Source organism: Oceanobacillus longus, from assembly GCF_042650085.1.
Taxonomy (GTDB): Bacteria; Bacillota; Bacilli; order Bacillales; family Amphibacillaceae; genus Oceanobacillus; species Oceanobacillus longus.
Genome location: NZ_JBHSAO010000004.1, coordinates 48,457 through 72,345 on the forward strand (window position 1 = coordinate 48,457; position 23,889 = coordinate 72,345).

Annotated in this window: 26 protein-coding genes and 1 riboswitch; of the genes, 16 read left to right on the top strand and 10 right to left on the bottom strand. The window is 40.0% G+C overall.

Going from position 1 to position 23,889, the window contains the following annotated elements:
• Window positions 1–21 precede the first annotated feature (21 nt).
• The 10 genes from gvpA (at window position 22) to ACFOUV_RS06925 (ending at window position 5,468) form a co-directional block, all read left to right on the top strand.
• Window positions 22–297 (top strand): gas vesicle structural protein GvpA, encoded by a 276-nt coding sequence (gvpA, locus tag ACFOUV_RS06880; RefSeq protein ID WP_379496047.1) that lies wholly within the window; start codon window positions 22–24, stop codon window positions 295–297.
• 71 nt (window positions 298–368) lie between these two features.
• Window positions 369–635, top strand: a complete 267-nt coding sequence (gene gvpO / locus ACFOUV_RS06885; protein ID WP_379496048.1) for a gas vesicle protein GvpO — start codon at window positions 369–371, stop codon at window positions 633–635.
• 19 nt (window positions 636–654) lie between these two features.
• Complete coding sequence (gvpN, locus tag ACFOUV_RS06890; RefSeq protein WP_379496049.1) at window positions 655–1,569, top strand: gas vesicle protein GvpN; 915 nt, start codon at window positions 655–657, stop codon at window positions 1,567–1,569.
• 5 nt (window positions 1,570–1,574) lie between these two features.
• On the top strand, window positions 1,575–2,342 hold the full coding sequence (locus tag ACFOUV_RS06895; protein WP_379496050.1) for a GvpL/GvpF family gas vesicle protein: 768 nt from the start codon (window positions 1,575–1,577) through the stop codon (window positions 2,340–2,342).
• Entirely contained in the window at window positions 2,339–2,596 is a 258-nt protein-coding gene (locus ACFOUV_RS06900; protein WP_379496051.1) for a gas vesicle protein GvpG, read from the top strand. The genes ACFOUV_RS06895 and ACFOUV_RS06900 overlap by 4 nt, the downstream gene beginning before the upstream one ends.
• On the top strand, window positions 2,571–3,407 hold the full coding sequence (locus tag ACFOUV_RS06905) for a GvpL/GvpF family gas vesicle protein (protein WP_379496052.1): 837 nt from the start codon (window positions 2,571–2,573) through the stop codon (window positions 3,405–3,407). Before ACFOUV_RS06900 ends, ACFOUV_RS06905 begins: the two co-directional genes overlap by 26 nt.
• Before the next feature lie 15 nt (window positions 3,408–3,422).
• Entirely contained in the window at window positions 3,423–3,680 is a 258-nt protein-coding gene (locus ACFOUV_RS06910) for a gas vesicle protein (protein WP_379496053.1), read from the top strand.
• Complete coding sequence (locus ACFOUV_RS06915) at window positions 3,670–3,990, top strand: gas vesicle protein K (protein ID WP_379496163.1); 321 nt, start codon at window positions 3,670–3,672, stop codon at window positions 3,988–3,990. The genes ACFOUV_RS06910 and ACFOUV_RS06915 overlap by 11 nt, the downstream gene beginning before the upstream one ends.
• A gap of 527 nt (window positions 3,991–4,517) precedes the next feature.
• Window positions 4,518–4,841, top strand: a complete 324-nt coding sequence (gene gvpJ / locus ACFOUV_RS06920) for a gas vesicle protein (RefSeq protein WP_087972325.1) — start codon at window positions 4,518–4,520, stop codon at window positions 4,839–4,841.
• 33 nt (window positions 4,842–4,874) lie between these two features.
• A complete protein-coding gene (locus ACFOUV_RS06925; RefSeq protein ID WP_379496054.1) occupies window positions 4,875–5,468 on the top strand; it encodes a YtxH domain-containing protein in 594 nt (197 codons plus the stop codon).
• Between the two features lie 203 nt (window positions 5,469–5,671).
• Here ACFOUV_RS06925 and purU read toward each other — a convergent pair whose 3' ends face one another.
• Window positions 5,672–6,571 carry a formyltetrahydrofolate deformylase gene (gene purU, locus ACFOUV_RS06930; RefSeq protein WP_379496055.1) on the bottom strand — a complete coding sequence of 300 codons (900 nt, stop codon included), beginning with the start codon at window positions 6,569–6,571 and terminating at the stop codon, window positions 5,672–5,674.
• A gap of 175 nt (window positions 6,572–6,746) precedes the next feature.
• Here purU and ACFOUV_RS06935 point away from each other — a divergent pair, with 175 nt between their 5' ends.
• Window positions 6,747–7,067 carry a hypothetical protein gene (locus tag ACFOUV_RS06935; RefSeq protein WP_379496056.1) on the top strand — a complete coding sequence of 107 codons (321 nt, stop codon included), beginning with the start codon at window positions 6,747–6,749 and terminating at the stop codon, window positions 7,065–7,067.
• A 176-nt stretch (window positions 7,068–7,243) separates the two neighbouring features.
• Here the strand turns inward: ACFOUV_RS06935 and ACFOUV_RS06940 are convergent, their stop codons facing one another.
• Window positions 7,244–9,208: a S8 family serine peptidase gene (locus ACFOUV_RS06940; RefSeq protein WP_379496057.1), complete on the bottom strand. Its 1,965-nt coding sequence runs from the start codon at window positions 9,206–9,208 to the stop codon at window positions 7,244–7,246.
• Window positions 9,209–9,562: 354 nt separating this feature from the next.
• A riboswitch (TPP riboswitch) is annotated at window positions 9,563–9,670 on the top strand.
• A gap of 102 nt (window positions 9,671–9,772) precedes the next feature.
• Here ACFOUV_RS06940 and ACFOUV_RS06945 point away from each other — a divergent pair.
• Genes ACFOUV_RS06945 through ACFOUV_RS06960 form a run of 4 tightly spaced genes read left to right on the top strand, consistent with a single transcriptional unit; the run spans window position 9,773 to window position 13,340 of the window.
• Complete coding sequence (locus ACFOUV_RS06945; protein WP_379496058.1) at window positions 9,773–10,387, top strand: YkoF family thiamine/hydroxymethylpyrimidine-binding protein; 615 nt, start codon at window positions 9,773–9,775, stop codon at window positions 10,385–10,387.
• Entirely contained in the window at window positions 10,380–10,958 is a 579-nt protein-coding gene (locus ACFOUV_RS06950) for an ECF transporter S component (protein WP_379496059.1), read from the top strand. The genes ACFOUV_RS06945 and ACFOUV_RS06950 overlap by 8 nt, the downstream gene beginning before the upstream one ends.
• The gene (locus ACFOUV_RS06955) at window positions 10,955–12,619 is read left to right on the top strand and encodes an ABC transporter ATP-binding protein (protein ID WP_379496060.1); all 1,665 of its coding nucleotides are present in this window, start codon (window positions 10,955–10,957) and stop codon (window positions 12,617–12,619) included. Before ACFOUV_RS06950 ends, ACFOUV_RS06955 begins: the two co-directional genes overlap by 4 nt.
• Window positions 12,600–13,340, top strand: coding sequence for an energy-coupling factor transporter transmembrane component T family protein (locus ACFOUV_RS06960; RefSeq protein WP_379496061.1), 741 nt, complete (start codon window positions 12,600–12,602; stop codon window positions 13,338–13,340). The genes ACFOUV_RS06955 and ACFOUV_RS06960 overlap by 20 nt, the downstream gene beginning before the upstream one ends.
• Before the next feature lie 336 nt (window positions 13,341–13,676).
• On the opposite strand, the gene ACFOUV_RS06965 is transcribed toward ACFOUV_RS06960, so the two are convergent.
• The 8 genes from ACFOUV_RS06965 to ACFOUV_RS07000 all read right to left on the bottom strand — a co-directional run bounded on the left by ACFOUV_RS06965 (window position 13,677) and on the right by ACFOUV_RS07000 (window position 21,599).
• Window positions 13,677–15,395 (bottom strand): CocE/NonD family hydrolase, encoded by a 1,719-nt coding sequence (locus tag ACFOUV_RS06965; protein ID WP_379496062.1) that lies wholly within the window; start codon window positions 15,393–15,395, stop codon window positions 13,677–13,679.
• 87 nt (window positions 15,396–15,482) lie between these two features.
• The gene (locus ACFOUV_RS06970; protein WP_379496063.1) at window positions 15,483–16,367 is read right to left on the bottom strand and encodes a glycine betaine ABC transporter substrate-binding protein; all 885 of its coding nucleotides are present in this window, start codon (window positions 16,365–16,367) and stop codon (window positions 15,483–15,485) included.
• A gap of 16 nt (window positions 16,368–16,383) precedes the next feature.
• Window positions 16,384–17,214, bottom strand: coding sequence for an ABC transporter permease (locus ACFOUV_RS06975; protein ID WP_379496064.1), 831 nt, complete (start codon window positions 17,212–17,214; stop codon window positions 16,384–16,386).
• On the bottom strand, window positions 17,211–18,407 hold the full coding sequence (locus ACFOUV_RS06980) for a quaternary amine ABC transporter ATP-binding protein (RefSeq protein ID WP_379496065.1): 1,197 nt from the start codon (window positions 18,405–18,407) through the stop codon (window positions 17,211–17,213). Before ACFOUV_RS06980 ends, ACFOUV_RS06975 begins: the two co-directional genes overlap by 4 nt.
• A gap of 36 nt (window positions 18,408–18,443) precedes the next feature.
• The gene (locus ACFOUV_RS06985) at window positions 18,444–18,914 is read right to left on the bottom strand and encodes a thioesterase family protein (RefSeq protein WP_379496066.1); all 471 of its coding nucleotides are present in this window, start codon (window positions 18,912–18,914) and stop codon (window positions 18,444–18,446) included.
• Between the two features lie 12 nt (window positions 18,915–18,926).
• Complete coding sequence (locus ACFOUV_RS06990; protein ID WP_379496067.1) at window positions 18,927–19,883, bottom strand: 3-hydroxyacyl-CoA dehydrogenase NAD-binding domain-containing protein; 957 nt, start codon at window positions 19,881–19,883, stop codon at window positions 18,927–18,929.
• A 12-nt stretch (window positions 19,884–19,895) separates the two neighbouring features.
• On the bottom strand, window positions 19,896–20,774 hold the full coding sequence (locus tag ACFOUV_RS06995) for a BKACE family enzyme (RefSeq protein ID WP_379496068.1): 879 nt from the start codon (window positions 20,772–20,774) through the stop codon (window positions 19,896–19,898).
• A 282-nt stretch (window positions 20,775–21,056) separates the two neighbouring features.
• The gene (locus tag ACFOUV_RS07000; RefSeq protein ID WP_379496069.1) at window positions 21,057–21,599 is read right to left on the bottom strand and encodes a TetR/AcrR family transcriptional regulator; all 543 of its coding nucleotides are present in this window, start codon (window positions 21,597–21,599) and stop codon (window positions 21,057–21,059) included.
• A gap of 606 nt (window positions 21,600–22,205) precedes the next feature.
• Between ACFOUV_RS07000 and ACFOUV_RS07005 the strand changes: the two genes are divergently transcribed.
• Window positions 22,206–23,780 (top strand): esterase/lipase family protein, encoded by a 1,575-nt coding sequence (locus ACFOUV_RS07005; protein WP_379496070.1) that lies wholly within the window; start codon window positions 22,206–22,208, stop codon window positions 23,778–23,780.
• The last annotated feature ends 109 nt before the right edge of the window (window positions 23,781–23,889 follow it).

The following is a 23,889-nucleotide window of genomic DNA, read 5'->3' on the forward strand; positions in this document are numbered from 1 at the left end:
ACTAGAAAGGAGCATGTTTACATGGCTATTCAAAAGTCTACTGATAGTTCAAGTTTGGCGGAGGTAATTGATAGAATACTGGATAAAGGGATTGTAATTGATGCATTCGCGAGGGTTTCCGTTGTAGGAATTGAATTAATTACCGTTGAGGCACGTGTCGTTATTGCCAGTGTGGATACATGGTTACGATATGCAGAGGCTGTTGGATTATTACAGGACGATTTTGAGGATGATGGCCTGTCCGACCGTTTATCTGCCCGCTCAGATAGTTTGGAATATGAAGAGGAAGAAGCCTAAATAATGATATGGAGTCAGTGACGCTGGCTCCATCCATACTTAATGAAAAGCAATAAAGGAAGTGAAAAAACATGAAAATCATAGAGGAAGTCAAAGAATTTTTCAATGAAAATATTGCCCCTCCCCATAAAATTATTTCCGTAAAAAAGTACGAAGAAAATGGCGAGAACGGCTGGCGAGCTTTAGTAGAAGTAATAGAGGAAAAGGATTATATGAAAAAATATGCACATGACCAAATGGTCGGCTTATATGAAGTTTTTATGGATAATGATTCAGAAGTTACCGGATTTTCGAGAATTAGTCTAAGGTTTCGGAGTGATTTAGAGGAGCAGGCGTAGATGGACAGGAGGATCAGTCATGACCGAGAACATAGATAAAAATCAAACAAGCCTTTATGAACAATCATCCTATTACAAAGGAATCATTAAGCGGTCATTGCGATACCTTGAAACCGGATATCCAATTCATTTCACCGGCCCATCTGGAATCGGAAAAACAACCCTCGCCCTCCATATTGCTAAAAAGAAAGAGCGACCCGTTATGCTGATTAATGGGAATAAAGATCTTTCCACAGAGGATTTGGTCGGTGCTTTCTCAGGCTATAAACGTCGGAAACTAAAGGATAATTATGTAAGAAGTGTTCATAAGATCGAGGAAAACGTTACAGAATCTTGGTCAGATGGACGACTGCTTGAAGCAGTAAAAAAAGGTTATACCCTTGTATATGATGAGTTTACGCGTTCCCAGCCAGAGGCGAATAATATATTTTTACCGATTTTGGAAGAAAAGATTTTACCACTCTATGGAACAAAGCAAAAGAAATCATTTATAAAGGTTCACCCTGATTTCTCGGTCATTTTCACGAGTAATCCAGTGGAGTATGCCGGTGTCTACGAGTCACAGGATGCGCTTCTGGATCGGATGGTGACAATGACGCTTGGTTCACTGGAACAGGAAGCAGAAATTACTGCCGTTATCAATAAAACATCCATTGAAAGAGATAAAGCTGAAGCAATCGTACACTTTATGATGAGAATTCGTAAGCTTTGTCATTCAAGTCACGACTTTCAAGGCCCGTCGCTAAGAGCATCGATTATGATTGCCGAAATGGTAAAACGTTATGACATTCCGGTTGACGGTGCAAATGAAGAATTTAACCAATTATGTTTTGATATTACATGGTTTCCTCTTCAAGCATGTGTGGAGGATAAACATAAACACCGCGTAAAAAGACAACTCGAACAAGAAAGCAAAAAAATTACAGTGGAGTGAATACAATGAGTGAAGAACAAGGCATTTATGTGTTTTGCGGAATACAAACAGAAGAAAATCAGTCCTTTGGCACGATTCATTTTGAAGGACAGGAAAGAGAAATATATACGGTCCATTACAAAGACGCCGCAATGGTCGTCACGAAAGTACCGATGAAAATCTATCATCCTAGTAAAGACAATCTGATGATGCATCAGCAAGTGCTTTCAACCGTGATGGGTAGAAAGGATACGGTCGTACCAATCAGTTTCGGAAATATGTTCCATAGTGAAGCAGATGTCATTGCACTTGCGGAAAGCCTATATCCCCAGTTGGAAAAAATATTTCCACAAATTAAAGGAAAAATGGAGGTTGGTTTAAAAGTAATCGGTAAAAAGTATTGGCTCGAGAAAAATATTAACCAAAATGAAGATGTTATGAAGAAAAAACAGGTCGTGCATTCCAAATCAGAAGCAGCTGGCTACTTTGACCGAATCCAGCTTGGTGAAATGGCGAAAAACTTTTTCCAAGCGCTGCAAAGTGACATCAAGTCAGAGATCCATGAGCCTCTAATACCACTGGCAGAAGCATCTCAGCTCAATGATCCGATTGGAGAGAAAATGCTTTTAAATGCTGCCTATTTAATTGATCGGGATAAAGAAGCGGAATTCGATGAAAAGGTAAATGCACTCCATGACAGCTGGCAGGATAAAGTGGACTTTAAATATACAGGACCATGGCCAGCATATAATTTTATCAATATTAAATTGAAAGTAGAGGAGCCCTCCACATGATCCAAAAAATCTTCACTTCTCCCATCAACCTAATTGTAAAAATCGGGGAAAAGGTGCAAGACGAAGTGGAAAAGGAATTTTATGATCTGGAGCATATCCAAAAAAAGCTAATCCATCTGCAAATGATGTATGAACTGGAAGAAATAGATGAAGAATCGTACAAACAATCGGAAACAGAACTGTTACTCCGTTACGAAATAGCTAAAAAACGGGAAATGGAACAAATTAATGAATTTACCAAAGGCAAAAGGTGAGGAATCAACCATGGAAAAACTAATTTATTTATACGGAATTATACCTGCAGAAAATGAGGCATCCCCCCTCCCTCGTCTTAAAGGTCTGGATGAGGTGTCTGATGTATATCGTCTATCTTTTGATGAAATCGATGCGGTCGTTTGCGAGTTGGACCCGGAAGAATATGGTGAAAAGGAATTGGAGAAAAAAACGAATGATGCGAAGTGGCTTCACCAAAAAGCATTTCACCATCATGAAGCCTTAATGAAACTGTATGAAAATAATCCAATTATTCCAATGAAGTTCTGCACTATTTATGCAAATCTCGAGAGCCTAAAAACTACGATTAATCAACACAAGCAGCGCATGATGGAGCTACTTGAAGACATTGCAGACAAGGAAGAATGGATTTTAAAAATATATTGTGAAACAGACAAAGTAAAAGAAAGTGTTGCAGGCTATAACGAAACGATTGAGGCGAAGAAAGAAGAAATTGCAGCAATGTCACCAGGCAGACAATATTTAGAAAAAAGAAAGCTTGGTCAATTAATTGACCAAGAAGCTGATAAGGAAAAACAAGCCTTCTCAGAGAAAATTCATGACGACCTAGCAGCACTCAGCATAGATACAGAAGTGAAAAAGATTTGGAATAAAGACGTCACTAGACGGACGGATGAGATGTGCTGGAACAGTGTCTATATGCTGGAAAAATCTGCAGTCGATAATTTTCTATCGGCTTTTAAAGAAAAGCAAAAAAAATGGGAAGATGCTGGCTGGCACATGGAAGTTACCGGTCCATGGCCGTCCTACCATTTTGCAAAGATTAGTTAATATGGAGGATACCCCATGTCACAAAGAAGTGAATTTGATAATAAAGATGTTGGCCTAATTGATATTCTGGATGTTGTACTTGACAAAGGAGTGGCATTAAAGGGAGACCTCATCATCTCCATTGCAGGAATTGATTTAGTCTATCTCGATTTACGGGTACTCATCTCCTCCGTTGAAACACTGATTGAATCGAATAAGGAAACGGCTGCGATATCATCAAAGCAGTTAGATCAAGAGAAGGAGGCGTTGAATCGTGTCATCAATCAATCTTAATAACCAACCCGAATCCCTTGGGAGTCTAGACCGTCAACCTGAGAAAAGTGGTCGAATACAGCTTGACCCTGAAGGTGCTGAAGAAGGCCTTGCCCAACTCGTCCTAACTGTCATCGAGCTATTAAGACAACTGGTTGAACGACAAGCAATCCGGAGAGTAGACGGCGGTAATTTAACCGAAGAAGAAATTGAAAAACTCGGTGTCGCACTGATGAATTTAGATGTGAAGATGGATGAGTTGAAAGAAATATTTAACCTGGATGATGAGGATTTGAACATCGATCTTGGACCATTGGGGAATTTACTTTAAGTTAGGCTATTTAATGTTCCTTTATAATCCTTGCAGTCCGAGATAGACTGCACGCTAAGATAAGTAACTTCGGCGACCGCTCTGGGAAATACACTTTGCTTTCCATGGGCGGCTGGTGAGCCCCTTCATGCTGACGCATTTCAGTGTCTCACCTATGCCTCTCTTCCCATAGGAGTCACCGTGTATTTCCCAGAGCTGGTTAGAAGGGTGCTGAAAATGACCACACTTGCTAATAGCTTAAAAAGCATCCTACAACTTCACCAGTCCGGGTGAGCGGAGGGCGGTGACTCCTGCGGAAACAGCACGTGTCCGAAGACCAGAAGAGTGGTTTTCTCTTCGGGGCTGAGGCCGTGCCCGCGGAAAGCATCCGCCCGTAGCGATCCCGGACGGCGAGAAAAGCACATGTCTTGGAAATTAATTTAAATTTACTTTGCAGTATATAGATTTTGTGGAACAAATCTATAGAACAGAGTAAGCATTTAAAAAGAAATAGAACAACGCTTCACTGAATAGGAGGTCAAGCTGAGATGAATCAAGGGAATGCTCCTCAAACAACTAACCAATCAAGTAATTTGGTTGATGTTCTCGAAACTGTTTTGGATAAAGGGGTTGTGATTGCTGGTGATATTCGCGTAGGTATTGCCGATGTGGAGTTATTATCCATCAAAATAAGACTGATTGTCGCATCCGTTGATAAGGCAAAAGAGATCGGAATGGACTGGTGGGAAACAGATCCCTTCCTAAACTCCCAAGCGGCAATACAGGAACAGGATAAGCTGAAAGAAGAGAATCAACAGCTCCAAAAACGACTGGAAAAATTAGAAGGAAAACTGGCTGGAAACGGCCGTTAATCATAAATAATTATTTTCAAGGAGGACTAAATAATGACTGAACAAAACAACCAGGAGAAGCAAAATAACCAGGAAAATCAAGAGGCGCAAGAAAATGTAGAAGTACTTGATAAAGTATATACCAAAAAGGATATAATTAGAGGCGGAGCTATCGGATGGGCACTTGGTGTAGCTACAACAATGTTCTTTGCACCTAAATCCGGTAAGGAACTGCGCGGAGATATAACCTATCAAGTAGGCAATGCAAAGGATATAGCTTTAGATAAATCGAAGGAGCTTAGCGATTCAACAGTAGAGAAATATACTTCGATTAAAACGAACGCAACAGATAAAACGAAAGAACTCACAAGCAAAATCACCAACCGGAAGAAAATGAACGATGACGGGAAAAGTGAAGAAGATACGGAAGATGGATCCCAATTACAATCAAATGATATGGAAGACGCAATGGGAAACAATCAGGAAGAAAAAGCAAATCAATCTGCCGAAAAAAAATCTGCAACAAAACCGCAAACAAAAACAGCGGCCAAATCAAGAACGACCACAAAAAGAAGACCAACAACAAATAGACGTACAAGCGCAAAAAGCAGCTCAAGTGATAAAACAAAAGCACCAACCGCAAGATAATGCATGCTAACGAGAAACAACCGAACAGAAACTACACATCCAAGAACCGCCGAACAGTGCCTGTCACTCCCCGATTTTTGTTGGAATATGTCGAATAATAGTTAAAAGCTGTTAGATTCAGATAGGAGAGATATTCTATCAATCTAACAGCCTTTTTATATGGCTTATCTATTATTATAAGAGAAAGTACGTTCAAACCATTTCTAAAACACAATTGTTTTATTACGGTGGACAATAATACGATCATCCAAATGCCATTTCACAGCCCTCGCCAGTACACTACGCTCAATCGACTGACCGATTTTCTTCATACCTTCCTCATTATCCCGATGATCGACCCTGCCGATATTTTGCTCAATGATTGGTCCCTCATCCAAATCACTTGTTACATAATGTGAAGTTGCACCAATCATTTTTACCCCACGCTGGTATGCACGCTCATATGGCTTTGCCCCAATAAATGCTGGCAGGAAGGAATGATGAATATTGATAATTCTGTTCTCGTACCCCTTCACAAAATCATTTGTGAGAATTTGCATGTAGCGGGCCAGTACAATGAGGTCAACGTCATATTGTCCAAGTAGCTCTTTCTGCTGTTGTTCTACCTGGATGCGTATTTCCTTATTTGCCGGTATGTAATAAAATGGAATGCCAAGTGACTCCACCATTTCACGAGCTGTTTCATGATTACTGATCACGAGTGCAATATTGGCCATCAAATCGCCGCTTTGCCATTCCCATAGAAGCTCCAGCAGGCAATGAGGCTCTTTTGAAACAAATATCGCTATATTTTTAAGTTCGCTAACATACATAATTTTCCAGTTCATTTGAAATTTTTCTGCGAGTGGAAGAAAGCCCTCTTCTAGCATCTCTGCCCTAACTAATAAATCTGGGCATTCAAACTCGATTCGCATAAAAAATTCTCCGCCCTCGGGGTCCACCGTATATTGGTCTGATGCTACAATATTTGCCTCGTGGTCATACAGGTACTTGGATACTGCGGCAACGATTCCTGGTTGATCAGGACACTTAATCAGGAAGCGCGCCCGGTTCTCATTTTTATCTTGATAAGCTTTTATTTTTCCTTCTGAATAGCTGTTCATGATTGTATACCCCATTTTTTGTTTTTATTATACTCTAGGCTACTCTACGGTTCGGGTCAAGCAATCCGGCTATTTTCATCGTTTTTGGTATTGACAAAAGCAGAAGTACTGCATAAAATGAAATAAACCAATCAAAATACTATGAATTAAGTTTATAAAAAGGGGACACAGACCATTGAAGAAATATACACCATATATTGTATTCAGTTTTATGGTCATTTCATGGATCATAGGGATTTATTATTTAACCGTTTTTTATACACCGACAACTGTCATACCGTTATTTAATAATTTCTACTGGACGTCCACTTTTACTGCAATGCTAGGATTAACCATAGCGGCTACGATTATTTCTCTTGCAGCATTACTTCTCTTAAAATTCCGAAAAAAAATGCAACGCTGGTATGTGATTCATGGCTTTGGACTTTTTCTTTGGATGTTAACAATATCTTCCCAATTAAAGATCGCAGCTTTCAACCTGGGCATCTGCCACTAGTGAAGCGCACCACTAATGCGGTGCCTGTCACTCCCCGGTTTTTGTCATAATATGTCGACTGCCAACCCATAAAAAATGCTGCTAGGTTAGGTATTTACTTGCAAACACTTAACTTAGCAGCATTTTATTTTCATTCGACATATTTCGGGGAGTGACAGGCACTGCGATGGGTTTTTTTAAGTAAATAGTCCAATTATCCAGTCAAAGATAGTGATAAATAGGTTTGCGATTGATTCAAAGAAGCGTACAAAAATATTTTTGTTTTCATCCTCTGTTTCATCTGGAGCTGAATCATCATCTTCTATTGCTTCATCAACTTGTTCTGTATCATTCTTTTTCGGTTCACTTTGATCATCATTATTTTCACCAGAATTAAGCGAGGCGTTAATTTTGTCAGCATCAACAGCAGAAGCGGCCCCTCGACGATTGCTTTCCTCCGTTTTTTCGATTGCAGATGCTTTTTGAGATAGTGATTCTTCCGTATCATCCGTTAGTTCATTTTCCAGGGGACTTTCTTTCAATTCCTTTTCAGCTTGCTCCTGATTCCCAGCCTCTTCTGTTTCTTCCCTATTCAAGCCCGTCTTCTCTTCTTCACTACGTTGTACCGCAACTTGATCCTTCTCTTTTTCTTCGGAATTATTGTGGACCTGGTCAGCTTCTTCGCTTTCTATTCTTCCATCATCTGTTTTATTCTCACTAACAACTACGTCTTCCTCATTTATAACAGTTTTTCCTGCCTCTGTACGTGTTTCAAAGAACTTCCCTTCAGATACATTACCAAATCGATCTTCGGTATAAAATGAAAACGAATATTTCGTATCAGCTTCCAATTCTTCAGCAAGATAGGTTGTCTCCTCATCACGAGTAACAGATGTTAAAAAAGAATCATTCAAATAGACACTCACTTCAGCAAAGTCCTCATCTACCGGATTCTCCCAACTTACCAAAAGAGAATCCGAACTAGATTCAATCAGTTGCAGATTGGTAACTTCCCCTGGAGCAATTTGATCATCGGGTTTATACGTAATAAAGCCATGTCCATAGAGAGAATCTCTTCCTGAATTTCCTAAATCCTGTACGTGCTTCACTAGTTCCGCGCGAAGTTCATTATTCGTCATTTCAGGGTATTTCTGCTTTAGAATTGCGAGCATTCCTGTCACATGTGGAGATGCCTGCGATGTTCCGCTACTTGTCCCATACGAGTCATATAAATAAGTGCTAATAATATTAATTCCAGGTGCTGAGAATTCCACCTCTGGGCCTGTTGAAGAAAAACCTGTGACATTCAAACGACCGTCTACAGCAGATACGCCGATTACACTTTCATATTTTGCCGGGTGGGCAACACTATTTCCATCATTTCCACTTGCACCCACAATTAAAATTCCTGCATCATAGGCTTCTTGTAACAATTTCTCCAATGACTCACTATTTTCATCCGTACCTAACGAAAGATTTATGATATCCATGTTATTGTTTATGGACCATTCAATTGCTTCCAGTAAATCTGTTAATGTTCCTTCCCCATTACTATCCAATGCCTTCACCGCATAAAGATTAGCTTCTGGAGCAACTCCAACTACACCAATGTCATTTTTCCTTGATCCGATAATACCAGCGATATGCATCCCATGCCCATTATCATCCAGCCATTCTCCAGTATCATCGACGGTTGAATGGCCACCTGAAATAAGTAAATCAGAATGCGGGGAAATCCCTGTATCAATGATTGCAACATTAACATTTTTGCCGGTAAAACCCTCTTCCCATGCAAATGCTACACCGGTTGTTAGAATATTCCAATGTTCCGTTTCTTCCAGAATATCCGCTTCTGTAACTTCTGTGATCGTTTGGGTATTATTTGATAATTCGACTGCTGCATTTTTCTCTATGTACGCAATATCTGGATTTTCATAGAGTCCCGCTAAATCACCGCTATTCATCGTTACAGCAATTGCAGATATATTCGTAAATTCATAGTCTATTTCACTGCTTGTTTCTATAATTAATTGTTTTCCAGCTTCATTTTCATAACCGATGATTGCCTCAACCTCATTACTTGCGAAGGTGTTTACTGGGTTAAATAAAATGAAGAAAATCACAAATAACAGCAACATACTACATAACTTTGGTTTAGACAATTCTTTTAATCTCCCTCTCTATCTATCTTCCCTATAAATTTTATCAGTTATGTCGATTTTTGTCTGCAATAATATTGGAAAAAGATGCAAATTGGTGCCTGTCACTCCCCGGTTTTTGTCATAATATGTCGATAAGCAAGCTTTACTTAATTCAGCTCTGATTATTTGGAGTTTCCTATTTACATTTCCACTTTTTCAATGAAATGAAACAGAATCCTAAGGTAAAACCCAATAAACCATTCGACAAAATTCGGGGAGTGACAGGCACTGTTCGGTTTTGGTTGGTTATTTGTTTGCGTACCTTTACAACATTCTTGTTACGTGTTAAGTTTGTATTTAGAAAATTGCATAACTGTTTAGCGCTAGGGGAGCTGTTTTAAACGGCTGAGAAGAACTGTTTTGTTCTGACCCTTTGCACCCGAACTAGATAATACTAGCGTGGGGAAGTGCGGTCGACCGTGTATATCGATATTTTTTATGATGATAAATACAATGAGACTGCATTCCCTACAGGGGGATGCAGTTTTTTTAATGGAGAAAAATATAAAACAGGAGGAATGTAATATGACTAATCAAAATAAAGCATGTTCAAAGAGCTATATCGCAGGAGTAAGTTTTTCCATCCACCCAATGAGTGATCAATTCATTGAAATTATCAAGGGAGCTTTAAAAGAGGTTGACACGTCAAAGGTACATATGAAAACGGATGACGTCACAACAACGGTAAGGGGAAAACTGGTACACGTATTCGATGTAACAAAAGCGATTTTCCTTCATGCAGCAAAGACGGGTGAGCACGTGGCATTTCAGGCAACATACTCCCTCGGATGCCCCGGAGATTCGCAAGGTGAGGCATTCATGGCCGAGGATGAAACACTTCTAAATTCCAGTCTTGTAAAAGACATCAAACAATCGGTTGCATCTAAATTTTCACTTTACCCCCTTGGTGGCGGAGATTATATGGATGTCATCTATGCGCAAATCGAAGCAATGAAAAAACATGTATCCGTCTCACCAACGCATTATTCAACACGTCTGGATGGAGAGGCAGTTGCCATATTCGATGGATTGGAAAACGTTTTTCAAGCAACTGTGGAAGGTGGATCGAGTCATACCGTCATGACAGTCTCTATCTCAGCTAATAGTCCATCACATAAAGGAGATATGAAAAATGGCTAATTGGAGATTTAAGGAAATTGTTGTCATGGCAGCTTTATCTGTCGTTTTTGGGGTTGTTTACTTAGCATTTTTGCCTGTTGGTGGGGTACTCGTTGGATTTTTCGGACCAATTGGCTATGATTTCATCTTTGGTATTTGGTTCATCGTATCCATTATTGTTGCCTACATCATCCGAAAACCCGGTGCCGCATTTCTATCAGAAACCATTGCCGCGATGATCGAAGTATTAATTGGAAACGCTATTGGTCCAATGCTTATTGTGACAGGGATGGTTCAAGGGATTGGCGCGGAAGCAGTATTTGCTGCAACCCGTTGGAAAAATTATTCAGCATGGGTATTGATGGCTGCTGGGGTTGGATCTGCTGTAACTAGCTTTGTCTATGGGTATTTTATGAGTGGGTATGCTGCACTCGCCCCTGAATATGTGACCGCCATGTTTATCGTACGTATGATCAGTGGGGCATTAATCGCTGGACTGCTTGGTAAAGCATTGAGTGATGGACTCGCGCAAACTGGTGTCCTGTCAAGTTTCGCTTTAGGAAAAGAACATCGAAAGAAGAATGCAGCATGAAACCTTTTGTCGAAGTGCGTGATCTCAGCTTACGATTTGAAACGAATCAAAAAGATATTTTATCCAATGTAAATTTTGAATTGGGTCAAGGAGAAAGTGTCTTGTTACTCGGCCCAAGTGGTTGCGGAAAAAGCACGTTAACTTCCTGTTTAAACGGGCTCTTCCCACGGGAATTGGATGGGGAGATGCATGGTGATATTTTTATCGATGGGAAGAAAACGTCTAATTACAGGTCTGGTGAACTAAGCAAGCAAGTTGGCGTCGTGTTCCAGGATCCGGAAACACAGTTCTGTATGCTAACTGTAGAAGATGAAGTAGCTTTTGGACTCGAAAATATCGGTGTTTCCTATGAAGAAATGGAAGCTAAAATCGATCAATCGCTAGCACTTGTTCAGATGCTCGATTTTAAAGAATCTACCATAGCCTCACTATCCGGCGGGCAAAAACAAAAGCTTGCGCTCGCATGCATCCTTGCACTCGAACCATCCTTGCTTATTTTGGATGAACCAACAGCCAACCTGGATCCAATCGCAACAAAAGACTTAATTCAAACAATCAAAAAATTAAAGGTGAAAATTCCATTTGGATTGATCATCATTGAACATAAGCTTGATGGCTGGACAGATTTAGCGGAACGATGCCTTCTATTAAATCGTGACGGGGAAACTTTTTACGATGGCTCTTTACGAAATGCGATTAAAGATAATCGTCAGCAATTGATAGAACAAGGAATATGGCTCCCGAATGTTGCACAATATCTTATGAAAAACAAACCGGAACTGAAAGACCTTCCACTTACTGTCGAAGAATTTTCCGAGCATCCTTCAAGATGGGGGCACATCGAATTGGAAGCTGCAAAACTTGATTTCCCTGGGTCCAATACTCCCATCTTGGAAACTCGCGCTATTTTCTGGTCTGCCAATAAACAAGACATTGTAAAAGACGTTTCACTACCATTTTACGAGGGAGAGTTTGTCGCCATTGTTGGGGCAAATGGCAGTGGGAAAACTTCCCTCTCCCGGATACTGGCCGGCATCCAAAAGCCTACTTCCGGCAGTATTCTGGTAAAAGGAAATGCCTTAAATGAATGGAAGGAATCATTGTTACGGCAGGAGATTGGTTATGTTTTTCAAAACCCGGAGCATCAATTTATTACAAACACAGTCTATGATGAGGTTGCATTTAGTTTAAAAATAAAAAATGAACCTGCTGAAACAATCAAGGAAAAAGTTCACTTGATTCTGAAAACCTGTGGACTGCTTGAACTAAAAAATGAACATCCATTCTCCATAAGCCAGGGACAAAAGCGCCGGCTGAGTGTTGCGACGATGATCGTTGACGACCAATCCTTCCTGCTCCTCGATGAGCCTACGTTCGGACAGGATGCACATTCAAATGCGGAGCTGATGCACCTATTACAGCAACGTCATCAATTAGGATCAACCATTGTAATGATCACCCATGATATGGAAATCGTTGATCAATATGCAACAAGAGTAATCGTGATGAATGACGGAAGTGTTGTTGCCGATTGCCTACCAGAAAGATTATGGAAAATGGCTCCTGATAAACTGAAGGAATGGAAACTCGAACTTCCCGTTCCTATCCAGATTCAAAACATTTATGAAAAGGAAGCTTATTATGTTTCTACAACATCTTAATCCAAGTATAAAAGCATTGACAATTATGATGCTTGTTGTGTTGCTAGCTTTTATTTTTGAACCATTAACACCAATGCTATTTTTGATATGGACCATTTCAATTACATTTATTTTTGGAAAAGTGGAATGGAAGAAATATGTTCTGTATTTTATTCCTTTTGTTATTTTTGCTTTTGGAATGCTATGGACGTCTGTTATTTTTGCAGATACACCGAAAAATCAGGATGAAATCATTGTATTGCTCGGCATGGAATATCCTCGGGAATCGGTGCTAACTGCACTTGCACTTTCCATAAGGGTATTAAACGTTGCAGCACTATCACTCATGTTTATTTTTACAACAAATATTGTTCATTTTATCTTGAGCATGATGCAGCAATTAAGACTACCGCCAAAAATCGCCTATGCTGTCCTAGCTGGTTACCGATTCTTACCTATGATGCGCGACGAAATAAAAATCATCCACGATGCACATCGCGTACGTGGAGTGAATCAAGCTAAAACAATCAAGGAAAAATGGAACAACTATAAACGGTATTCCATCCCACTCCTTGCAAGCGCCATCCGAAAAGCAGAAAGAACAGCAATGGCAATGGAATCAAAAGGATTCACAGGGGATAAAAACAGAACCTTCTACCGCCAATTTACCATTAAAAAAACAGACTGGCTCTTCCCACTAATCATGCTTATCGGCTTTTTCACCGCCCTACTAGTCTCTTAAGGAAGCACGGGGACGGTTCTCTTGCTTCCATTTGGGTTTAACGCGCTAAGGTGCATTGAGAGTGGTGGCTGTTTCGAGTGGCTCATGCTATGGGGGCTATCGTTTATTCTACTTCTCGATTGCTCAAGACACGAACGCGATCGCTTTTCCTTATTACCAAGCGCTCAGTCGTCGTGCTAATAATCGCTATTACTATAGCCAAACAACCTAAACAACAAAAAAACGCCAGCACTATCCGTATGCAGAATAGTGCTGGCGTTTTTTAATATATTCGGAAGCAAAAGAACCGTCCCCATGCTTCCATTTTCGACAAAAATCGGGGAGTGACAGGCACCCCTATCTTGGTATGATTGGTAATAGTACATGGGATGGGTGGTCTTGATCATGATAAATTTGTTGATTAGATTCCACCATTTCCGTTGAATCAATGGTTGTTTTCCCTGTTCCTGGGTTCACATCGAAACGTGGGTAGCTGCTTGATGAGATTTCTATCCGAATGGAGTGTCCAGCTAAAAACACATTGCTTGTCGCCCACATATCTATGTCTAACTCTACAATTTCAGCCGTTGAATGATTTTCTTCGATATTGCCGTCGCGATATTTTGCACGTATAACGCCATCAGTCAGGTTATAGGCAGTTCCGTCAGGGAAAACGTCAATTAATTTCACGACGAAATCTGTATCTTTGGCATCATATGCAGCCCACAGTTTCATTTTTATCCATCCTGTCACTTCCACAGGAGCATCCAAGGCTTTTGTAGTGTAAGTTAGTACATCATCCCGTTTTTCAATCTCGCGCTGATCATACGGACCTGCACCTCTGCCGTTATAAAATAATACACCGCCACCATGTGTTGGGACAGGATTATTCGGATCATGCACATACGAATCAGGAGCCTCTTTACTTGGTTCTGTTTCAGATAGTGTTCCAGCCTCATGTAGGTAATACGGTGTATATGCTGTCCGCTCCAGTGGCCAATTTTTTTCGGAACGCCATTTATTTTCTCCCATAACAAATATTTTCACAGGATCTTCATCTGCAGGAAGTTGCTCAGAACCTGCTTTTAACCAATAATCAAACCACTTTATATGCAGACCGGTTATATCCTCTTTTCCTTCTATGGAAGTACCCGCACTATTTATTCCAAAATTACGCTCGCCAAGTTCTGAAGAAAACATGCCATGCCCCCATGGTCCAATGATCAATTTCTGATTATTGGTTGACCCTTTCATCGTTTCAAAATTGTGGATCGTAGCATCTAAAAAGTTATCATACCAACCTGCAAGATGATACGCTGGGACACCTAATTCACTTGGATTTCCTTTAAAAGAGATTTGATCACGTGAGCGTTCTGTAAATTCCTGTTGTAAGTATTTATTAAAAAACTCTACCAGTTCCGGATGCTTTTTGATTGGTGGCCATTCCTTCACTGGTTTAAACGAATGCCAGTCATTTATATGATCCAAATCATTTGTTATTTCCTTTATGGTATTGGTATATTGCTCGGATGACTGTTTGCGCTTTAAATAATCTGCTGCTACAGAATCCAATACCCATGTTTCCGTAGAGGCCAGCATATGTACCCCATTCTGTATAAATGCATCTCCGAATATATGTCCTGTCATTGCTGGGAAAATTGCTTTTAACGATGGGGGTTGCTCCATTAATGCATACAATTGTGTAAAAGCATAATAAGACAATCCGAACATGCCTAGATTCCCATTGGCATACGGAAGTGCAGCTGCCCATTCAACGGTGTCATACCCATCTTTCAATTCCTGGACAAACGGGTCAAATTCTCCCTCAGAAGCAAATCTACCCCGCACATCCTGAATGATAACCACATAACCACTCATCGCCATCCGAATCGGATCAATATAACGATGTGAGAAATTTGGAAGGTTTTTATCATAAGGAAGTCTGGTAAGCAATACTGGATATTCCCCTTCATTACTTGGACGATAAATATTGGCATAGAGCTTCGTACCATCCCGCAACGTACATGCTACTTCCCGATCTACAATAATCTGGACATTTTCTTTTAATTCACTCATGTTTCTACCCCTCACTTTTTATGTAGAATAAAGAAACAGACATGCTAAAGCCATTAAAGCTTGAACATGTCCCCTCCTTTTAAATCTTTAATTTCCAAGCATTTGATCAACTAAATCTTGATTATTATCAATCCATTCCTGTGCCACTTCTGTAGGTTCGCGATCTTCTTCTTCAATTTGTTCAATCATATATTCCACATCATCGATTGGAATCGTCCAATTGCTGAGGAACTCATAGGCATCTGGAGCATTTTCTTTTAATTCATTATTTGAGATAACCTCTACAGATGCACTGTCAAAATGTCCGCGATCCTCTTCAAGGAATTTCAAATCAAATTTACTAAACATGGTATGTGGGCGCCAACCATAGAAAATTACTGGCTCTTCTTGTTGCATCATGCGCATTGCCTGAGCAATCATACCACCTTCAGAGGAATTCACCTGGTTAATCTCCAGTCCATAATCCTCGATCATTTCATCAATGATTCCAGTTGCACTTGCACCTTCTTCAATCGAGTACATTTCATTATTAAATAATTCTTCTTTTCCTAAAAGATCTTCTATCGAATTAAAATCTTCCATATAAGTTGGGACAACCCATCCTGCATCTGCGTCATCATAGCTTACTGCAACACTTTCGATATTTTCACTGTATTTATCCAAATAAACATCATGAGCCGGAAGCCATGCATCCATAAATACATCAATGTCACCACGGGAAAGTCCGATATAGACATTTCCTGCATCTGCTTGCGTTTGCTCTACTTGATAACCCATATCCTGTAAGATCAAGCTTGCCACTTCTGTTGGTGGAACCGTGCTTGTCCATGGAGTAACACCAAATGTAATCACCGGCTTATCACCGGATTCTTCACCTGCTCCACCATCTGATGATTCTTCATCTGAAGAACCACATGCTGCCAAAACGAAAACCATTAGTAAAGCTGTTAATAATAATAATTTCTTTTTCATAGTATTTCTCCTCACGTTAAACTTTTTTTGTAATTCCTTGAGTAATACGATCCAACAAGATTGCCAATACAACAATCGCTAATCCACCAGTTAATCCAAGTCCAACATTCACCTGAGAAATTCCGGTAAGAACGGTAGAACCAAGTCCCGGTGCACCGATCATAGATGCAACAACTGCCATGGATAAGGCAAGCATAATCGTTTGATTGACACCAGCCATAATCGTTGGCATCGCCAGTGGCAATTGCACCTTTAATAATAATTGTTTCGCTGTTGAACCATAAGCCCGAGAAGCCTCTACCACTTCTTCAGGTACTTGTTTAATTCCAAGACTGGTCATTCTTACAGCAGGTGGTGCAGCAAATACAAATGTAGCGATCACTGCTGGCACACCTCCCAAACCAAATAATAAAATGGAAGGAATCAAATATACAAAAATTGGTAATGTCTGCATAAAGTCCAAAATTGGCCGCACGATTTTATCGACGATTGAATTGGTCGCACTTAAGATACCAACCGGCACACCGAATAGGACGGATATCACTGTAGAAACAATGACGATTGCCAGTGTCTGCATGGACTCTTCAAATAAATCAACTGACCCGATAAATAGGAAACCAATAAGGGCGAAAAGAGCAACACCTTTTCCAGATATCCACCAGGCAATCAAAATAAAAATCACTGCAATAATTTCGGCTGGTGATGCAATTAAAACATTTGTGACAGAATTAATAAATGAGCTGAGTATATCACTAATTTCATCAAAAAAACCACTGAAATTTGGAAGCAACCAATTATTTACAAAATCATTCGTTATATCCTCGAGCGGGAAGTTAAAATAATTCATTCTGTTTCCTCCTCTTTTTCCTTACCAAGCACAAGACCTGAAAGGATGGATACACGGGAGACGATCCCACTTAATTTTCCTTCATCTATAACCGCTATTGGATATTTAGCTTCTGCCGCTATTCCGACAAGATCATTCAGCAATGTATCTGGAGTGGTCACGGAAACATTGTCTACAAGTACGTCTTCCATTGGTACACCTTCATTATAAGCACGGATAGCATCATCAATCGTTAACAGGCCTTTAAAGTTCTTTTCTTTGTCCACAACAAAGATACTTGATGCCCCGACTTCTTCCATCTTTCTTACTGCTACGCGCAATCCATCTTTATACGTAACGAGTACTTCTGGTTTCTTCATGACAACACTGGCATCGAGAACCTTCGAACGATCTACATCTTTAACAAAGCTGGAAACATAGTCATTGGCCGGATTCTCGAGAATTTCTTCAGGTGTTCCAACTTGAACAATTTCTCCGTCTTTCATAATTGCAATACGATCTCCAAGCTTTAAAGCTTCATCAAGATCATGCGTAATGAATAGCACTGTTTTTTCCAGTTTTGACTGCAATCGGATTAACTCATCCTGCATTTCTTTACGAATAATTGGATCGAGTGCACTGAACGCTTCATCCATTAACAGAATATCACTATCATTCGTCAATGCCCTTGCAAGACCAACACGCTGCTGCATTCCACCACTTAACTGACTTGGGTAGCTGTCTTCATACCCTTTGAGTCCAACGTCCTGAATTGTTTTTGCAGCTACTTTTTCACGTTCTTCTTTTTTAATCCCTTGTAATTCCAAACCATAGGCTACATTATTTAATACGGTACGATGAGGTAATAAACCAAATTTTTGAAACACCATGGCAAGCTTTTTACGACGGGTATCAATAAGTTTATTTTTATCCATTTTCGTAATATCTTCCCCATCAATATAAACTTCTCCACTGGTCGATTCGATTAACCGATTGACCAATCGAATCAAAGTGGATTTACCACTCCCAGAAAGTCCCATAATAACAAAGATTTCACCAGGCTTCACCGCGAAATTAGCTTGGCTAACTCCCACTGTCATGCCTGTTTTTTTCAGAATATCCTCTTTGGATTCTCCATTCTTCATCCGTTTAAGACCTTGTTGAGGATGGGAACCAAAAATTTTCGTTAGATTTTTCACTTCAATCTTATTCATGCTTCATATCCCCTCTTTTCCTGCTGTCAAAAATCACTATCGTTTTATTCCAATTGTGCGTCCCGCTTGTTTGGGACACTCTAATCTTTCATGATGCTTATATAACGCGCTAATTTTTTCATTTATGGTTTCTGGAAATGGAGCTGGGCGATTAATCGTTGTATCCATCCCCATCAACATTTGCTCGCTCGTTGCAATCAATTGTCCATTCTGATTATTCATTAGAAAGATTGCATGCACTCTTTTCGCATCTATATCCAAGAGTTGGAGATTTACCGTGAGTTTTTCTTTTTCATGTGCTTCCTGTAAGTAGCAAAGATGGGTCTCCAATGTGAAAATCGTATAGTTATAGTGTTCCCTTGCCTTTGCATCCAGACCAATTTCTTCTATCCATTTGTCCAAAGCAAGACTGAAAACCTTCGCATATTCAGCATCATTCATATGGCCGTTATAATCGACCCATTCAGATGAAACATGGCATGAATAGTCAAAAAATGTATGATTCATAAATTTCCCCACCTATTCTGATTTATTACTAAATACCGGCCAGTAATCTGCTACTAATTCCAATTGTTTAACTAAAAATTCATTTCGTTTTTCTTCTAATTCTGCAACAGACAGATTTCCGGCACTTTTTTCAGAACCCGTAATTACACGTTCCTTCAATTCATCTGTTAATTCTGGTGCTTCGAGCTTCGTCCACGGTAGTTTCAATGCAGGACCAAATTGTTCAAGCATATGGCGCATACCTGCATCTCCCCCAGCAAGGTGGAATGTCATAAATGGCCCCATTTGTGCCCAGCGAAGTCCTGCACCATAAATAATTGCTTTATCTACTTCTTCTGTCGTCGCAATCCCATCATTAACGAGGTGAAGTGCTTCGCGCCAAAGTGCTTCCATTAGGCGATCTGCTATATGACCTTCAATTTCTTTTGTAACAATCAGTGGCTTCATTGCGATAGCCGTTAACAATGCATCTGCTCTTTCAATTGTTTCTTTGCTCGTTTTTTCTCCTCCAACAATTTCAACCAATGGAAGAATATAAACCGGATTAAAAGGATGTGCTACAATCAAGCGCTCCGGATTTTTCAATCCATCCTGCAATGTACTTGGCATAATACCAGAAGTACTCGAGCCAATAATGACGTTTGGATTTGTATTTGCATCAATGGATTGTAGTACGCTTTTTTTCAATTCTTCTCTTTCCGGTACGTTTTCCTGGACGTAATCGGCAGTTGCTACAGCTTCTTCCAATGTCGTTACAAAGGACAAGTTATCTTGTGAAGCAATGTCACTGATACCAAGTTCCTTTAAGGAAGGCCAAACTCTGTTTAACATTGCTCTTGTACGCTCTTCGGCACCTTCTGCAAGATCAAACGCTGTTACGTTGTAGCCTTTTGCTATAAAACGTGCTATCCACCCGTTACCGATAACTCCTGTACCAATAATGGCAATGTTTTTTATTTCCTTATTCATCTAATAATCCTCCTATTTTACCTTACGTAGTCCATACTGTTCACGAGCTTCTGCTGGTGACATGATTCCGATGTTATTTTGAGCAAGCATGGTAACTGTCTTATCCACCAATTGTTCATTGCTTGCGAGTACGCCTTTTTCCAAGTACAGATTATCCTCGAGGCCAACACGAACATTTCCGCCAAGGAGAGCTGTTTGTAATGCGATTGGCAACTGCATCCGGCCAATTCCAAATGCGGACCAGGTTGCATTTTGCGGTAGACGATTTTTCATATATAACATTGTCTCTGCATCTGCCTCAGCTCCCCACGGAATACCAAGGCAAAATTGAAACATCGGGTCTCCATCAATAAGACCTTGATCAATCAAATGTTTCGCATAGCTCAAGTGACCCGTATCAAAGCATTCCATTTCTGGTTTTACGCCGCTATCTTGAATTAGCTTTGCCTGTTGTTCGAGCCAATCTGTTGGGCTCAAATAAATCATATTACCAAAGTTAATGCTTCCACAATCCAATGTGCACATTTCAGGAAGTAATTCTCCAACCGGATGATGTCTTTCTTCCGGCGTCTGAATGAACGTACCAGTACCTCCCATTGCTGGTGTGTCGAGGCTTGGAATGAAATCACCACCACCACCTGCTGTAATGTTGATCACCACATCGGTTTCTGAATCCCTAATTCGATCAACAATTTCACGGTAATGTTCGATGTCATGACTGATTCCGCCTGTTTTTGGATCCCGTGCATGGATATGTGCTACAGTCGCACCTGCTTTCGCTGAAGCGATGGCAGAATCTGCAATTTCCTTCGGCGTCACAGGTACATGGCTGCTTTTAGCTGAAGTATCACCCGCACCAGTTACTGCTGCAGTAAGTAGAACCTTTTTCATTGTAAAACCTCCATGTATTTTTAATTATTTAATTTTTACTTTACCATCCGGACGGTTTAGAAATACATTTGAAACTATAACATTATACCTGTTTCCTTTCAAGGCAACAGAGCGGATTCAATGTGTTTCAAGGACTTCCAACCTAGATGCTGTATGGCTTCAAAGAATTTATAATTAAATTGAATAATTCGGTGATTTGGACCCAATAGTTAAAAAAACAAACAAAAAAATCTTTCGCGAATGAACAATTGAGGATGGTTCAAAAACGAAAGATTTCCATTTTTAGTTGTTACTTTTTGCCCATTCCATTAAGGATTGAAAAACTTCTTCTTTTTTCTCTTCTTCCATCCGATTAATATCAAATAACTCAGAAAGCCAAATTCCATCTGCTGCCAACTGAATAAGCGTTGCTTTCATTGGATCAATGCCATCATTTTCTAGCTGTTCCCTCCAGTCTTCGTACACGTCTCTAATTGGGTCCAGTAATTCAGCATCCACTGCTTTCGCTGCAAGTAGAACTGCATTTCTACTTTTATTCTCATTTGCCCGATTAAACGTCACATTGACATAGGCACGTATCCATTTCCCTTTATCTTCCGGATCTTTTTCCATATCTGCTGTAACCTTTTGTTGGTAATTTTCAGATAAATGTTCCACCATTCCCTTTACGAGCGCTTCTTTTGAAGGATAATGATAGAGTAGCCCACCTTTACTAAACCCTGCTTCAGCCGCAACCGCATCCAAAGTCAAATTAAAGATTCCGCGATCATTTACAATCTTTGAAGCAGCATCCAATATATCCAATTTGCGAGAATTTCTTCCCATGATCATTACACCTACTTCCGATGAATTTTAATTTTACTATACTAGCTGGACGGTTTTATTACAACCCTCCAAACCCAAAATCAAAATCCCCAAAACCGAACAGTGCCTGTCACTCCCCGGTTTTTGTCACAATTTGTCGAGGCTTCAAACTGTTGTAAAAAGAAAAGGAACTTACGCCAGAAAATTTGCTGAATTACTTTCTCCTACTATCTTACAATCATTCCCCATTCATCTAAAACGCCGGTACTTTACATTTATTTTTCCCTAGTTCCTTCCTATCGCTTTTTTAAATATCATATCCGTTTTCAGCTTTTTGTTGATAGACCTTCTATTCATTTACATATTAGGAATCACGACCATAGTAGAGTTTTAAACTTTATGTATTTAATTAATAAAATTCAAGGCAAAATTACGATATAATTAATATTAGTAATCTATAATTTCATCTTAAGGATACCCCATCCAAGAATCACTTACTTCACATACAAACCTTCAAGAAAATCACACAAACCCGAGCTTTTTTAAAATCCCATCATTTTTTTATGATGTCTCTATAATTAATTATTTAAGGGAGAGAAAAAAATGAAAAGCTTAAGGAGTGTTTTTATGCTTAGTTTATTGAGTGTACTGGCAATTGGGCTCCATTCTCCATCACAGGTTTTAGCTAAAACGGATACAGGAAATGTAGCAGATAGGCCTGTATTAGCGGAAGAATCTTCAGGGTTTTCAACGATGGGAAAAGCAGGAAATGGAAATGAGGAAACGCCAGGTGCATGGTATATTGGGCAAACACCTGAGAATTTGCAGCCCGATACTCCTGTGTTGCTATTTGTTCCCGGATTAAACAGCGTTGCACAAGTATTTTGGGAAGATAACGATATGTATCAAACCGCTTATCAAGCAGGCTATCAAACTGCTTTTGTTCAACTGCATGATGCAGGTGGCGAGAACGCTGATATGTGGGATAATGGAAGTTTACTAGCTAGTAAGATTCAGGAGATTTCCAATCACTTTAGCGGAAAAGATATAACCATTGTGGCGCATAGTAAGGGAGGTGTGGATTCACAAACGGCGCTTACCTATTATGGCGCCTCCGACTATGTCGACAATGTCATTACGTTATCCAGCCCACATCATGGCTCACAGCTGGCCGATCTGGCGTATAGCTCTGAGGCAGGATGGCTTGCTGATTTGATTGGAATGCAAGGGGAAGGAACTGCGTCCATGCAGATGGCTTACATGGAAAACTTCCGGTCGATGACAGACTCTAATCCCGATGCCTATCGTAACAACTATTTTACGCTTGGTGGGACTGATTGGGGAAGTATATTTTCCTCTAATTGGTTTGGGGGAGTATATTTATCCGGGTATGGACCGAATGATGGCGTCGTCACTGCAGCTAGCAGCAATCTTCCTGGCGGTTTTGAACTGGCAATTGGAGAATGGGATCATTCAACGGTTCGGACAGGAATGACATTTTCGGTGTTTGAAAATTATCTTGCTGGAGATCATTTAATAGACAGCGATGATTTCTCGATTGCCGGTGGTCATAGCGAGGCAATTCCCCCTGATTACAATCAGTGGGTTCAGGGCGGTCCACTAGCGAATAAAGAAGCTCTTATGGTGGAAGTGGAGGAAAATGTTAAAAAACTAACACTTAACCTGTTAACCGCTGAACCGATTTCCACGTTTAAAATTACCAAATCATCCGGGAAAAAGGTGCAAGCAAATGTGCAGCAGAGCCGTCTCGATGAAGGAATTTTTAAAGGGGCCCATAGTTACACGATGAAAATTGATAAACCAGAATCTGGAGAGTGGCAGCTGGAAATGCTTTCGAGTAAGAATGACAATGCGTACCTATTGGTAGCAGACTTTAAAACGAATCCATATTTACAAACCAATGTGGCGCAAAACTTTATCACGCAGGATGATCTTTACCATATAAACATGGATGCAGATCTGTTTGACGAGGATACCTTAACTGCAACCTATCATGTAACAGAAACAAGAAATCCTCAAAATGAAAAACAATGGACAGTCAAAGGGAAATCCAATCTTTCTCAAAAATTGGATCTCAAAAAATCCGATACCGTCTATAACGTCACCGTGGACATAGCTGGTATCACTAAAGAAGGAAATCCTTTTAAACGAACGATTGTGGACTCTGTCTATGCAAAATAGTTCGACCTTTGTTATTTCTCTTGAAAAATATTATTCAAATTGCAAGGAATCGGGAATAATATCTCTGATTCCTTTTTTATGAGGTAAATTCGACAAAATTCGGGGAGTG

Excerpts from the sequence above, each read along its gene's own strand:
- ACFOUV_RS06960 (WP_379496061.1), top strand. The coding sequence starts at position 12,600 with ATGTTTCTACAACATCTTAATCCAAGTATAAAAGCATTGACAATTATG.
- purU (WP_379496055.1), bottom strand. The coding sequence starts at position 6,571 with ATGAACAGCTATTCAGAAGGAAAAATAAAAGCTTATCAAGATAAAAAT.
- ACFOUV_RS06900 (WP_379496051.1), top strand. The coding sequence starts at position 2,339 with ATGATCCAAAAAATCTTCACTTCTCCCATCAACCTAATTGTAAAAATC.
- ACFOUV_RS06970 (WP_379496063.1), bottom strand. The coding sequence starts at position 16,367 with ATGAAAAAGAAATTATTATTATTAACAGCTTTACTAATGGTTTTCGTT.
- ACFOUV_RS06945 (WP_379496058.1), top strand. The coding sequence starts at position 9,773 with ATGACTAATCAAAATAAAGCATGTTCAAAGAGCTATATCGCAGGAGTA.
- ACFOUV_RS06950 (WP_379496059.1), top strand. The coding sequence starts at position 10,380 with ATGGCTAATTGGAGATTTAAGGAAATTGTTGTCATGGCAGCTTTATCT.
- ACFOUV_RS06995 (WP_379496068.1), bottom strand. The coding sequence starts at position 20,774 with ATGAAAAAGGTTCTACTTACTGCAGCAGTAACTGGTGCGGGTGATACT.
- gvpO (WP_379496048.1), top strand. The coding sequence starts at position 369 with ATGAAAATCATAGAGGAAGTCAAAGAATTTTTCAATGAAAATATTGCC.
- ACFOUV_RS06980 (WP_379496065.1), bottom strand. The coding sequence starts at position 18,407 with ATGAATAAGATTGAAGTGAAAAATCTAACGAAAATTTTTGGTTCCCAT.
- gvpN (WP_379496049.1), top strand. The coding sequence starts at position 655 with ATGACCGAGAACATAGATAAAAATCAAACAAGCCTTTATGAACAATCA.
- ACFOUV_RS06895 (WP_379496050.1), top strand. The coding sequence starts at position 1,575 with ATGAGTGAAGAACAAGGCATTTATGTGTTTTGCGGAATACAAACAGAA.
- ACFOUV_RS06985 (WP_379496066.1), bottom strand. The coding sequence starts at position 18,914 with ATGAATCATACATTTTTTGACTATTCATGCCATGTTTCATCTGAATGG.
- gvpA (WP_379496047.1), top strand. The coding sequence starts at position 22 with ATGGCTATTCAAAAGTCTACTGATAGTTCAAGTTTGGCGGAGGTAATT.
- ACFOUV_RS06910 (WP_379496053.1), top strand. The coding sequence starts at position 3,423 with ATGTCACAAAGAAGTGAATTTGATAATAAAGATGTTGGCCTAATTGAT.
- ACFOUV_RS06925 (WP_379496054.1), top strand. The coding sequence starts at position 4,875 with ATGACTGAACAAAACAACCAGGAGAAGCAAAATAACCAGGAAAATCAA.
- ACFOUV_RS07005 (WP_379496070.1), top strand. The coding sequence starts at position 22,206 with ATGCTTAGTTTATTGAGTGTACTGGCAATTGGGCTCCATTCTCCATCA.
- ACFOUV_RS06975 (WP_379496064.1), bottom strand. The coding sequence starts at position 17,214 with ATGAATTATTTTAACTTCCCGCTCGAGGATATAACGAATGATTTTGTA.
- ACFOUV_RS07000 (WP_379496069.1), bottom strand. The coding sequence starts at position 21,599 with ATGGGAAGAAATTCTCGCAAATTGGATATATTGGATGCTGCTTCAAAG.
- gvpJ (WP_087972325.1), top strand. The coding sequence starts at position 4,518 with ATGAATCAAGGGAATGCTCCTCAAACAACTAACCAATCAAGTAATTTG.
- ACFOUV_RS06955 (WP_379496060.1), top strand. The coding sequence starts at position 10,955 with ATGAAACCTTTTGTCGAAGTGCGTGATCTCAGCTTACGATTTGAAACG.
- ACFOUV_RS06965 (WP_379496062.1), bottom strand. The coding sequence starts at position 15,395 with ATGAGTGAATTAAAAGAAAATGTCCAGATTATTGTAGATCGGGAAGTA.
- ACFOUV_RS06990 (WP_379496067.1), bottom strand. The coding sequence starts at position 19,883 with ATGAATAAGGAAATAAAAAACATTGCCATTATTGGTACAGGAGTTATC.
- ACFOUV_RS06905 (WP_379496052.1), top strand. The coding sequence starts at position 2,571 with ATGAATTTACCAAAGGCAAAAGGTGAGGAATCAACCATGGAAAAACTA.